The organism is Saccharopolyspora sp. (genome assembly GCF_017434145.1).
GTDB classification, from domain to species: Bacteria; Actinomycetota; Actinomycetes; order Mycobacteriales; family Pseudonocardiaceae; genus Saccharopolyspora_C; species Saccharopolyspora_C galaxeae.
On the sequence record NZ_JAFRFW010000385.1, the window covers coordinates 1 to 11,631 of the forward strand.

General features: G+C 69.2%; 14 protein-coding genes. 9 read left to right on the forward strand and 5 right to left on the reverse strand.

The features are described 5' to 3' along the window. Positions 1–180: 180 nt before the first annotated feature. From IJH84_RS10445 to IJH84_RS10470, 6 genes are all read left to right on the forward strand, one after another. Positions 181–660, forward strand: a complete 480-nt coding sequence (locus IJH84_RS10445) for a MarR family transcriptional regulator (protein ID WP_295143303.1) — start codon at positions 181–183, stop codon at positions 658–660. A gap of 106 nt (positions 661–766) precedes the next feature. Continuing rightward, entirely contained in the window at positions 767–1,864 is a 1,098-nt protein-coding gene (locus IJH84_RS10450; RefSeq protein ID WP_295143337.1) for an LLM class flavin-dependent oxidoreductase, read from the forward strand. After that, complete coding sequence (locus IJH84_RS10455) at positions 1,861–2,460, forward strand: FMN reductase (RefSeq protein ID WP_295143305.1); 600 nt, start codon at positions 1,861–1,863, stop codon at positions 2,458–2,460. The genes IJH84_RS10450 and IJH84_RS10455 overlap by 4 nt, the downstream gene beginning before the upstream one ends. 10 nt (positions 2,461–2,470) lie before the next feature. Beyond that, positions 2,471–2,809 (forward strand): GNAT family N-acetyltransferase, encoded by a 339-nt coding sequence (locus IJH84_RS10460; RefSeq protein ID WP_295143308.1) that lies wholly within the window; start codon positions 2,471–2,473, stop codon positions 2,807–2,809. Between the two features lie 4 nt (positions 2,810–2,813). Further along, complete coding sequence (locus tag IJH84_RS10465; RefSeq protein WP_295143311.1) at positions 2,814–3,284, forward strand: carboxymuconolactone decarboxylase family protein; 471 nt, start codon at positions 2,814–2,816, stop codon at positions 3,282–3,284. 73 nt (positions 3,285–3,357) lie between these two features. Beyond that, positions 3,358–3,984: a hydrolase gene (locus tag IJH84_RS10470; RefSeq protein WP_200071777.1), complete on the forward strand. Its 627-nt coding sequence runs from the start codon at positions 3,358–3,360 to the stop codon at positions 3,982–3,984. A 30-nt stretch (positions 3,985–4,014) separates the two neighbouring features. Here the strand turns inward: IJH84_RS10470 and IJH84_RS10475 are convergent, their stop codons facing one another. The 3 genes from IJH84_RS10475 to IJH84_RS10485 all read right to left on the reverse strand — a co-directional run bounded on the left by IJH84_RS10475 (position 4,015) and on the right by IJH84_RS10485 (position 7,503). Beyond that, a complete protein-coding gene (locus IJH84_RS10475; protein WP_295143316.1) occupies positions 4,015–5,559 on the reverse strand; it encodes an AbgT family transporter in 1,545 nt (514 codons plus the stop codon). Between the two features lie 312 nt (positions 5,560–5,871). Continuing rightward, complete coding sequence (locus IJH84_RS10480) at positions 5,872–6,756, reverse strand: FAD-binding oxidoreductase (protein WP_295143319.1); 885 nt, start codon at positions 6,754–6,756, stop codon at positions 5,872–5,874. 33 nt (positions 6,757–6,789) lie between these two features. Next, positions 6,790–7,503 (reverse strand): GntR family transcriptional regulator, encoded by a 714-nt coding sequence (locus IJH84_RS10485; RefSeq protein WP_295143322.1) that lies wholly within the window; start codon positions 7,501–7,503, stop codon positions 6,790–6,792. 369 nt (positions 7,504–7,872) lie between these two features. Here IJH84_RS10485 and IJH84_RS10490 point away from each other — a divergent pair, with 369 nt between their 5' ends. Both IJH84_RS10490 and IJH84_RS10495 read left to right on the forward strand, forming a co-directional pair. Further along, the gene (locus IJH84_RS10490) at positions 7,873–8,259 is read left to right on the forward strand and encodes a hypothetical protein (protein WP_295143325.1); all 387 of its coding nucleotides are present in this window, start codon (positions 7,873–7,875) and stop codon (positions 8,257–8,259) included. 144 nt (positions 8,260–8,403) lie between these two features. Beyond that, complete coding sequence (locus IJH84_RS10495) at positions 8,404–9,237, forward strand: SDR family oxidoreductase (protein ID WP_295143328.1); 834 nt, start codon at positions 8,404–8,406, stop codon at positions 9,235–9,237. Positions 9,238–9,490: 253 nt separating this feature from the next. On the opposite strand, the gene IJH84_RS10500 is transcribed toward IJH84_RS10495, so the two are convergent. Both IJH84_RS10500 and IJH84_RS10505 read right to left on the reverse strand, forming a co-directional pair. Beyond that, on the reverse strand, positions 9,491–9,811 hold the full coding sequence (locus tag IJH84_RS10500) for a hypothetical protein (protein WP_200071771.1): 321 nt from the start codon (positions 9,809–9,811) through the stop codon (positions 9,491–9,493). Between the two features lie 98 nt (positions 9,812–9,909). After that, entirely contained in the window at positions 9,910–10,413 is a 504-nt protein-coding gene (locus tag IJH84_RS10505) for a MarR family transcriptional regulator (RefSeq protein WP_295143331.1), read from the reverse strand. A gap of 107 nt (positions 10,414–10,520) precedes the next feature. Here IJH84_RS10505 and IJH84_RS10510 point away from each other — a divergent pair, with 107 nt between their 5' ends. Then, on the forward strand, positions 10,521–11,504 hold the full coding sequence (locus tag IJH84_RS10510; RefSeq protein WP_295143334.1) for an NAD(P)/FAD-dependent oxidoreductase: 984 nt from the start codon (positions 10,521–10,523) through the stop codon (positions 11,502–11,504). Positions 11,505–11,631 lie beyond the last annotated feature (127 nt).

Here is an 11,631-nt window from a genome sequence, read left to right on the forward strand (position 1 = left end):
AGGGCCGCCTGATCGGCGAGCACGGCAGGCTCGGCATCGCCGAGCGCTGATTCGCGGTTCGGGCTCGGCGGCGGTGCGGCCGCCGAGCCCGATTTGGTGCCGCTGTTGCGGGCAAGTGCGCAGCGACGTTGTTGAACCGGCAGTATTTCACCGGTTGAAATAGTTGCTAAGCTCGCCGGCATGGTGACTTGGCAGGGTTCGCCGCAGCAGCGCGCCTGGCGGCCGTACATCGAGGCGAGCCTGCTGCTGGAGACCCGGCTCGACGAAGACCTGCGGGCCGCTGCCGGGATGAGCCTGATGGACTACCACGTGTTGCTGGTGCTCTCGGAGAGTCCGGCGCACCGGTTGCGGATGGGGGAGCTGGCAGCGCGGCTGGTGTTCTCGCCGAGCCGGCTGACGTACCAGGTGAAGGTGCTGGAGCGGCGCGGCTGGGTGCTGCGGCAACCGGCGCCGGAGGACGGGCGGGTCAACAACGCGGTGCTGACCGCGACCGGACTCGAAGCGTTGCGCGCGGCGGATCGCCATCACGTCGCGACGGTGCAGGCGCTGTTCACCGATGATCTCGGCGAGGGCGAGCTGGACGTGCTCGCCGGTGTGTTCAGCCGCCTGCGGTCCCGCCTGCACGGCTCGGGCGGGCAGGCGGACGGCCCGCACTCCTGACCTCCCGCACGACCCGGCTTCGGCGTGGCGTGCGTCTCCCCGGGAATAGTGCCTGCCCGGGCACCGTTCTCCCGATTACTTAAAATCTGAAGGAGACGTGATCGAGATGCAGTTCGGGGTTTTCACGGTCGGCGACGTCACGCCCGACCCGACGACCGGACGCACCCCATCGGAGGCCGAGCGGATCCAGGCGATGGTGACCATCGCGCGCAAGGCCGAAGAGGCCGGGCTGGACGTGTTCGCCACCGGCGAGCACCACAACCCGCCGTTCGTGCCGTCGTCGCCGACGACGCTGCTCGGCTACGTCGCCGGCGCGACCGAGCGGATCACCCTGTCCACCGCCACGACGCTGATCACCACCAACGACCCGGTCAAGATCGCCGAGGACTTCGCGATGCTGCAGCACCTGGCGGGCGGGCGCGTCGACCTGATGCTCGGCCGGGGCAACCAGGGGCCGGTGTATCCGTGGTTCGGCCAGGACATCCGCCAGGGCATTCCGCTGGCGATCGAGAACTACCACCTGTTGCACCGGCTTTGGCACGAGGACGTGGTCGACTGGCAGGGCAAGTTCCGCACCCCGCTGCAGGGCTTCACCGCCACTCCGCGGCCGCTCGACGGGATCGCGCCGTTCGTGTGGCACGGTTCGATCCGCAGCCCGGAGATCGCCGAGCAGGCCGCCTACTACGGTGACGGCTTCTTCCACAACCACATCTTCTGGCCGAAGGAGCACACCCAGCGCATGGTCGAGCTCTACCGGCAGCGCTACGAGCACTACGGCCACGGGCGGGCCGACCAGGCGATCGTCGGGCTCGGCGGACACGTGTTCATGCGGAAGAACTCGCAGGACGCCATCGAGGAGTTCCGGCCCTACTTCAACGATGCGCCGGTCTACGGCGGTGGCCCGTCGCTGGAGCGGTTCATGGACGAAACGCCGCTCACGGTCGGCTCGCCGCAGCAGGTCATCGATCGCACGCTGTCCTTCCGCGACTACGTCGGCGACTACCAGCGCCAGCTGTTCCTGCTCGACCACGCCGGGCTGCCGCTGAAGACCGTGCTGGAACAGCTCGACCTGCTCGGCGAAGAAGTCGTTCCGGTGCTGCGCAAGGAATTCGCCGCCCGCAAACCCGACCACGTGCCCGAGGCACCCACCCACGAGAACCGACTGCAAGCACAACACCAGGATCCGGAAGGGAGTGCGGCATGAGCAACATCCTCGCGATCTCCGCGGGCCTGTCGCAGCCGTCGAGCACCCGGCTGCTGACCGACCGGCTCGCCGCGGCCGCCCGCGGCGAGCTGGGTGCCGAGACGACGGTCGAGGTGGTCGAACTGCGCGAGCACGCGCACGACATCACCGACAACCTGCTCACCGGCTTCCCGAACCAGCGGCTGCGGCCGGTGCTGGAACAGCTCGAAGCCGCCGACGGGCTGATCCTGGTCAGCCCGACGTTCAGCGCCTCCTACAGCGGCCTGTTCAAATCCTTCATGGACCTGGTGGAACCCGAATCGGTGCACGACAAGCCGGTCTTGCTCGGTGCGACCGGCGGCACCGAGCGGCATTCGCTGGTGCTCGAACACGCGCTGCGCCCGCTGCTGGCGTACCTGCGCGCACAGGTCGTGCCCACCGCCGTCTACGCCGCGAGCTCGGACTGGGGCAACGACAGCGACCTCAACCAGCGGATCACCCGCGCCGCGGGCGAGCTCGCTTCAGCCGTGCAACGGCAACCGGCACAGCGCAAGGACGACCCGTTCGCGAATCCGGTGCCGTTCGAACAGCTCCTCCAAGAGACGGCGACGAACTGAAGGAGAACCAATGTCCGAGGAATCCGCTGAAGCCACGGTCGCCCGGTCGACCGATCGGGATCGCTACGAGATCACCAGCGGCGACCGGCTGGCGGGGTTCACCGCCTATGTCGACCGCGGCGGGCAGCGCATCTTCTTCCACACCGAGATCGGCGAGGACTTCGGCGGCCGCGGGCTCGGCAGCGTCCTGATCGGGCGCGCCCTGGCCGACACCCGCGAAGCCGGGCTGCGCATCGTGCCGGTGTGCCCGTTCGTGCAGAAGTACCTCGAACGCCACCACGAGGTCGACGACGTCGTCGACAAGGTCACCCCGGACGCACTCGCCGCGGTGCGCGAACGGAACGGATGAGCCGATGGCCGACCGGATCTTCCTGGACAAGCAGACACCGACGGTGTTCAAGGCGTTGAGCGCGACCGCGGCCGAGGTCCGCGACCGGGCACGTGAACTCGGCCTGGAGCGCATCCTGCTGGAACTGGTCAACATCCGGGCCTCGCAGCTCAACGCCTGCACGTTCTGCCTGGATCGGCACACCCGGCTCGCGCTCGAGGCCGGCGAAACGACCCAGCGCCTGGCCGTGCTCCCGGGTTGGCGCGAGACCGAGTTGTTCACCCCGCGCGAGCGAGCGGCCTTGGAGCTGGCCGAAGCGGTGACCCTGGTGGCCGCGCAGCACCTCGACGATGCCGACTACGAACGAGCACGCACGGTGCTCTCCGACGACGAGGTCTCACTGGTGACCTGGGCGGCCATCACCATCAACGCCTTCAACCGCGTGTCCGTCTTCTCCCGCCACCCGGTCCGGGCCCGGAACGCACCTGATCCGTGAGGTGGCGCCGGGAGCGCGTCCGGGCACCCGGTTGGCAACGAGGCACCCAGCAGCAGTCTTCGAGGAGGCCGACATGGCCGGTGAAACGCCCGTCCGCAGCAATGACCACTTGCTCACTCCGGACAACGCCGCACTCGTGGTGATCGACTACCAGCCCGAGCAGGTCGGCACCGTCGGGTCGCTCGGTCATGACGAACTGATGCTCAACATGACCGCCGTGGCCCGCGCGGCCGATGCCTACCAGCTGCCGGTCGTGCTCAGCACCGTCGGTGTCGAGCTGGGTGCCAACAGCGGCACCATCCCCGAACTGCGCGACGCGCTGCCCGCCACCGAGGAGATCGACCGGACCACGCTCAACTCCTGGGAGGATCCGGATTTCCGTTCCGCGGTGCAAGCGACCGGCCGCAGGAAGATCGTCATGACCGGGTTGTGGACCGAGGTCTGCGTGGCTTTCCCGACGCTGGACATGCTGGGCGAAGGCTACGAGATCTACCCGGTCGCCGATGCCATCGGCGGCGTCAGCCGCGATGCTCACGACAATGCGATGCAGCGGATGTTGCAGGCGGGGGCGCAACCGGTCACGGCGATCTCGCTGGCCGCCGAACTGCAGCGCGATTGGGGCAGGGCGAACGCGGACCACCTGCGCGCCATCCTGCGCTGGTATTTCCCGCAGTTGCAGGAGATCCGCGCCAAGGCGTAGCGCCGTCGAGCAGCCTCGGCCGCACCGGGTTCACCGCACGGGAATCCCAGGACCCAGCGGGATGCCGAGCCAGTACCAGACGGCGAACAGTGCGCTCCAGGCGATGAGGAACGCGGTGGCGATCGGCACGGTGAACGACATCAGCGTGCCGATCCCCGCGTTCTTGCGGTATTGCTGGACGAATCCCAGTGCGAGCACGAAGTAGGGGCTCATCGGCGTCACGGCGTTGGTGACCGAGTCGCCGATCATGAAGGTGGCCATCGCGGATTCGGGCCGGACCCCGAGGTACATCATCATCGGCACCAGGATCGGGGCGAGGATCGCCCACATCGCCGAGCCGCTGGTGACCAGCATGTTGATCAGGGCTACCGCCACGGCGATGGCCAGCAGGATCACCAGGTGCGGCGCGTTCATCGAGTGCAGCAGGTCAGCGCCGTTGACCGCCAGCACGGAGCCGATGCCGGTCCAGGTGAAGTAGGCCAGCAGCTGCGAAGCGGCGAAGAACAGCACGAGCACGGGAGCGATCTTGCTGACGCCCTCGGTCATGATCGGGGGCACCGCGGACATCCGCGGGATGGTGCCCGTCGTGCGGCCGTGGACGAGGCCGAGCAGCGCGAACAGCAGGGCGATGAACACGCTGATGTCGGATATGACAACGGATCGCGTGATGCTGCCGTCCTCGCCGAGCAGCGGTGATCCGGGGATCGCCAGCAGCGCCACGATCGCGGCGACGTAGCCGGTGAACACGACCGCGGTCAGCTTCAGCGCCCGGCGCTCGGCCGGTGCGAGGTGGATGCGCGCGGGGTCGTGCTCGCCTGCCGGCTCATCGGCCGGAGCGGAGAATTCCGCTCGTTTCGCCAGCACGAGCTCGACCACCAGCGTGATGATCGCGGCGAGGAACACCGCGGAGACCGCGGAGAAGAAGTACGCCGCGACGGGCGTGACGTCGTAGCCGGGATCGACCGTCCGCGCGGCCGCAGCGGTCAGGGCGGCTCGGACGGCATCGGAGGGGTTGACCAGCGGGCTGGCGTTGAACCCGGCCGAGACCGCGACGTAGGCGACCAGCACGCCGAGCACGGGGCTGCGTCCCGCCGCGCGGAAGGCGAGCGCGCCGAGCGGGATCATCACGAGGTACGCCGAGTCGCTCATGATGTGCGCGATCATCCCGGTGAACGCGACCGCGAAGGTCACCCAGCGCCCGGGCAGCCGCACGACGGTGCTCCGCAGCAGCGCTTCGAGCAGGCCACTGCGCTCGGCGACGCTGACGCCGAGGATCATCACCAGCACGATCGCCAGCGGCGGGAATTCCGCGAAGTTGTCCATGACGGACTTCGCGGCGAACTCGATCCCGTCCAGCGAGAGCAAGTTCCGCACCGCGACGACCTTGCCGCTCTGCGGGAGGACGACGGAGACGTCGGCCAGCGACAGCACGAGGCTGACCACGGCCAGCACTGCGGCCAGGATCCAGAACAACCAGAACGGGTGCGGCAGCTTGTTGCCCGCTCGTTCGATCGCGCCGATCGCGCGGAAAAGTCCGTTCGTGCCGGTCTTGGGGGCAGTGTTGCGACGTTGCATAGCTGTCCTTGGCGTGACGGCGACCGCGGGCTATTGCTCGCCGAGGCGGGTCGCGTGCTGGTCCACTGTGTACTCCGACCGTTGCCGCCCGGCGAAGCGGGTGGGGCGGAAGGTGCTGAGCAGGTCCTGGTGCCCGCCGGTGACGATCTCGGTGGCGGCGAGGCGCCCGAGCGCGGGCGCGAGCGTGATGCCGCTGTGCGAGACGAGGAAGTAGACCCGCGACTGCGGCGAGGTGCAGCCGGCGATCGTGAATCCGTCCGCGGGCAGTGACCGGAACCCGACCCGCAGGTCGATGTCCGGCGTGCCGCCGCGCTAGGGCAGCAAGTCGGCGAGCCGCTGCGTGATCGTGGCCGCGATCGGTCCGGTGCGGGTCGGCGGGTCGGCCGGATCGACGTCGGCGTTGAGATCGAGCGCCTGCACGACGGCGCCCCCATCGGCCGCCGGGCGCAGGTTGAGCCCCGGTGAGTGGATCACGCAGCGCAGGTCGATCTCGGGGGCGCGGACGTGTCCGAGCAGCCCGACCGCGGGTGATCCGCGGTCGGCGGCAGTCAGCATGGGCAGCTCGATCCCGGCGCCTGCCGCGAGTCGTTCGGTCCAGCGGCCGGATGCCAGGACGACGCGGTCACCGGTGAAGGTCCGCCCGTCGGCCGTGCTGACCGACGCTGCCCGGGCGTTGTCCTCGATCGCCACGACCTCGCCGATGAACAGCTCGGCGCCGTGCCGCTCGGCGTCGGCCAGCAGGTTCGCCACCAGCCGCTCCGGCAGCACGTAGCCCTCGTCGGGGAAGTGCGCGAACGAGGTGGCGGCCGCCGGAATCCGGAGTTCGCCCGCGATCCGGGCCGCTTCGGCTCGCTGAACCCAGCGGGCCGGGTAGTCGAGCGACCGCAGCCGCTCCACGTTGCTCGCGAGCCACCCTTCGCTCGCGGCGTCGGCCCATTGCAGCGCACCGCTGGGGAAGTAGGACTGCGGACCGGGCAGCTGCGCGTCCAGGGCCGCGTGTTCTTCCATGCCGGCGACGTTGAGCCGGTGGTAGGCGGGATCGTGCTTCCGGTTGGCGTTGGTCCAGGCGAACGTGGTCGCGGTGGTTCCGGTGCCCGCTGCCCGCTGGTCCAGCAGCTCGACGTCCGCACCGGCGACGGCCAGGGCCCTGGCGACGCCGGCGCCCAGCACGCCCGCGCCGACCACGATCACCTTCATGCGCGCTTCCTTTCCACATTGGACGGACACGGCTCAGACGGCCGATCCGGGCAGCTCCACGAAGAATTCCGCGGTTCCCGGGCGAACGAGGGTCTTGACCACCTCGATCACGGTCCCGTCCGGAACGCGCAACTCCCTGCGCCGCAGCAGAGTCGGTGTTCCCGGCGTGCTGTCGAGCAGCCGCGCGTCGCGCTCGTCGAGGACGACCGGGTCGAGGTAGAGCCGGACCGTGTCCACCTCGACTCCGCGAGCACGCAGGTGCCCCAGCGTGACGAGTTCTTCGAGCTCCTGGTCCAGCAGGTCGGGTGCGGCCGCGAACTGCACGACGTGCTTCTCGACGGACTGCACGTGTTCCAGCAGATCCAGCTTGCGGCGCACCAGCTCGATCACGGCCGCGTCGGGCTCGGCGCCGGGCAGTGGATGGACCGCGTCGGCAGCCCTGACCACTCGCGCGGACACCACCTCGTGCCTGCCCGGAACGCCTTTCCCGGCGGTCTCGGGCACGACGAAGTTGAGCAGGTTGAACCGGCGCACCGAATCGGCGACGAACGACCCGTGCCGCCGGTGGCGCACCGCCAGGCCCGCTTTGGCCAGGTCGTTGAGCGCTCGCTGGGCGGTGGGGCGACTGACGCCGTATTGCTCGCACAGCTCCTTCTCCGTCGGCAGCCGCGCGCCGGGAGTCAGGTCTCCGGCGTGGATCCGCCCTTCGAGCGCACGCCTGAGCTGCTCGTGCAGCGGCTCTGCCATGGTTTGAACTTACGATCGGTAAAATGACATGTCAAATGACCCGGTAGATGCGCCGCACGCCACCCGCGACCGGTCTCAAGCGCTGCGTCGGCCGGAACGGGCGCGGATCCGCGCACCACTCCTGTCAATCGGAAATGCGCGGAAAACTCCGGAAACACCGGCAACTCCCGATTTCCCGGCTGCGGGCGCTCGTTGCGCGGAGGTCTACGGTCGTCCCCGGGAGTTGCCGCCTGCGCTGCGCCGAATCCCGGCAGCGGCGGGGCGGCCGCCTTCTACGAGCAACGATTCGAATGGGGTTCGTTGGTGCATTGCGTCACGTGTGGCGATCAATTGCCGGCCGATCGCGTCGAGTGGGGATACGAGTACTGCGTGAATCCCGGGTGCGTCGAGGAGAACTTCAAGGGTGTGCGCCTCGTCGAGGTGGCGGTCAACAAGAGCGCCCCGCAAGTCGTGGCCGCCGGTGAGGTCGACGACGCGCTGCGGAAGATGCGCGACGGCGAGTACGCCAAGAAGGACACCTCACTCGGTGCGGCCGGCCATGGCCAGGCGGGGGACCGAGCCCGCAGCGGGAACCGGAGCGTGCGGCGCCGACCGGCGCCCACCAGGACGGCGAAACGCTGGACTCCGCAGCAGGAGAGGATGGTGCAGGTCTTCAACGAAATGGGCCTGCGCCCGCGGGAGATGATCGAGCGGGCTCCGCATCTGCGGCTCACCGAGAAGCTGATCACGGAGATCGTCTGCGCCATCAAGCACTAGCGCGGACCACATCGCGAGGGTCATGCCGCTGATGTGATGCGCCCGCGTGACTCGTGGTGCGGATCCCGTCCCCAACGGGACGACCGGCAGCGGCGTTTCCACGTCCGCGCGCCGGGAAATGCCGGACGGGACGGGAGGCGCGAGATGGCAGGTCAGCAGCAGACGCCGCCGGGACGAGAGGCGCCGATGCGCCCGCGACCCGACCACGGCGAGCACAGCTACACCGGTTCCGGCCGGCTGACGGACCGGGTCGCGTTGATCACCGGCGGGGACAGCGGGATCGGCAAGGCGGTGGCCATAGCCTTCGCGCGGGAAGGCGCCGACGTGCTGCTGTCCTACTTCTCCGAGCACGACGACGCTCGCGCCACCGCTGACCTGGTCGAACAGGCCGGTCGGCGGGCCGTGCTGGCTCCCGGCGACCTGGCCGAACCGGCGCACTGCCGCGAGCTGGTGGACCGCGCGCTGCGCGAGTTCGGCGAGCTGCACGTGCTGGTCAACAACGCCGCCCACCAGATGACCCGGCACCGCTTGGAGGACATCCCGGACGAGGAGTGGGACCGCACCGTCGCGGTGAACCTGGACGCGATGTTCCACCTGTGCAAGGCGGCCGTGCCGCACCTGCGCCGGGGTGCGTCGATCATCAACTCGACGTCGATCAACTCGGACATGCCGCCCTCGACGCTGCTGCCCTACGACGCGACCAAGGCGGCGATCGCGAACTTCAGCGCCGGACTGGCGCGGATGTACGGGGACCGCGGCATCCGGGTGAACAGCGTCGCGCCGGGTCCGATCTGGACACCGCTGATTCCGGCGACGATGCCGCCGGAACAGGTGGAGAACTTCGGGCGGGACGTGCCGCTGGGGCGGGCGGGGCAGCCTGCGGAGTTGGCGCCGGTGTACGTCCTGCTCGCCTCCGACGAATCTAGCTACGTGTCCGGGGCGCGCATCGCGGTCACCGGCGGCAGCCCGATCCTGTGAGGCGGCAGCGCACCCGCTGCGGCTCAGCGCTCCGGTCGGTCAGCCGCGAGCGGTGTTGCGTGTGCAAGACTACCCGTCGGTGCTGCGGCACTTGCCGGTGCGGCCCGGGGCGAGACCATTCTCGTGCCGGGCGGCGCGATCCACAGCTTCGGCTCGCGCACACTCGAAAGCCAGGACAACGCCGTGTCAACCGAATGATCGGCTCGAGCGATCGGTTTCGTCCGTCCCACGTTGCAAAGGGCGCGGAACCGGCTCAGCCGGAGTCGGCCGGGTCCGGGTCGAGCAGCGAGCGCACTCGATGGCTGAGCAGGACCTCGTGCGGCGCGCGTTCGAGTTCGGCGGCTTCGACCGGAACGCCTTGACGCCGGGCGATCTCGCGCAGGTAGGCCCAGTGAGCTGCTTCCTCCTGCTCGTGCGAGAAACCATCACGTGGCTCGTCGGGTCCGACCACTGCGCGTGCCGTCCTGCGCACCTCGGTTGCCGAAGTCGTGTCCCAGCCGCCGGACGACGCCCATCCCCGGTCGTCCAGGAGCACCACCCGTCGTCCGTCCACGAGTTCTGCCTCGTGCAGCAACGAAACGGCGAATCCTCCGGGCCTTTCTGCCGCGTCCACCTCAACGGACGTCACTAGACGCGCCACAGTGGACATTTGCGCTCCATGCTCATCCGATGTCATCGCGAGTGTCCCGCGTTGAGGCGTGACTCCATCGCACCCGCGAAGCGGGTCATGGCCGCGAGGACTTCCTCGCGTTCGGACCCGAGCTCGGCGAGCACTTCCGCATGGGCTTCGAGTTCCCTGGGGAACAGGGCGTCGATGGTGTCCGCGGCTTCCGCGGTGATGCTCACGAGCGTGGCCCGCCTGTCGGCGGGTTTGGCGGAGCGCGTGATGAGGCCGCGTTTGTCGAGTTTGGCCAGGGTTTTGCTGACGCCCGCTCGGGACATGCCGAGTTGCGCGGCGAGATGGGCCGCGGTCACGGGCTGGTCGAGGTGGCGCAGCGGAACGAGCAGCCGGACCTCGGCCGGTGTGACGGTCGCGCCGTCGTAGACGTGCTCGACGGCGCGGTCGAGCGCGGCGTTGATGCGGTTGACCAGGGCTACGACCTCCATCGGAGACGTGTCCAGGCCGGGATTGCGCTCGGCCCACAGTTCCTGGGTGCGCGCTTGGAGAGGAAGCACGGCATGACTTTCGTTAACCGGTGAACTACTTGTTACGGTAGTTCAGGGTACTGATCCTGCGAGGTGGGCGTCGCGCCCGGTGGGTGGCGACGCGAGGTGGTGGCCGCGTGCGCGCGGACGAGCTGTGGAGCAAAAGCTTGCTGGACAACGATGTTGTGGTGGTCGGCGGCGGTGCCGCCGGGCTGTCCGCTGCGGTGCTGCTGGGTCGATCGCGTCGGCGGGTTGTCGTCGTCGATGCCGGCGAGCCGCGCAACGCCCCTGCCGGGCACATGCACGGATTCCTGTCCCGGGACGGGATGCAACCGGCGGAGCTGCTGAAGATCGGCCGGGACGAGGTCGTGCGCTACGGCGGCGAGATCCGCGCCGGTCGGGTGGACGGTCTCGAACGGATCGATGAACGCGGGTTCGCGGTGCGGCTCACCGACGGGGGAGAGCTGACCGCGCGGGCGCTGCTGGTGGCCACCGGCCTGCGCGACGAACTCCCCGCGATTCCCGGACTTCGCGAGCAGTGGGCCAGGACGGTGCTGCATTGCCCGTACTGCCACGGCTTCGAGGTGCGCGACGCCCCGCTGGCCGTCATCGGTGGTGACAACCGGGCGTTCACCCTGCACCAGGCGCAGCTGATCCGGCAGTGGTCGGACGATGTCGTGTTCTTCCCGCACCGGATCGTCCTGGACGACGACGAGCGCGAGCGGCTCACGGCGCGCGGTGTCCGCATCGTCGACGGCGATGTGGCGCGGATCGTGGCCGACGGCAGTGGTGTGTCCAGTGTGGAACTCGCCGATGGTTCGGTGGTGCCGCGCACCGCGGTGTTCGTCGGGCCTTCTTTCCGTCCGTGCGACGAGTTGTTGACCGCGCTGGGATGCGAGGTCGGTGACAACGGTTGGGTCCGCGTCGATTCTTCCGGCCGCACCAGCGTTTCCGGCGTGTGGGCGGCGGGCAACGTCGTCGACAGCCCGGCTCAGGTGATCAACGCTGCCGGCGCGGGAGCACAAGCCGCCGTCGCGCTCAACCACCACCTGCTGGCCGCCGACGTCGATCACGCCGTCGCGCAGCATCGTGCTTCCGGTGGGCGAGTGGGGTCGTCCTAAAAGGACGTAACGATGCTTCGCGGTGGGAGCGTCCTTGCGGTCATTCGGTGATCGCGGCGCTGGATCCGGCCGCAGTGGTCACTCGCCCGAGGAAGCCGCGGATGTATCCGGCGACGGTGTCGAGGTC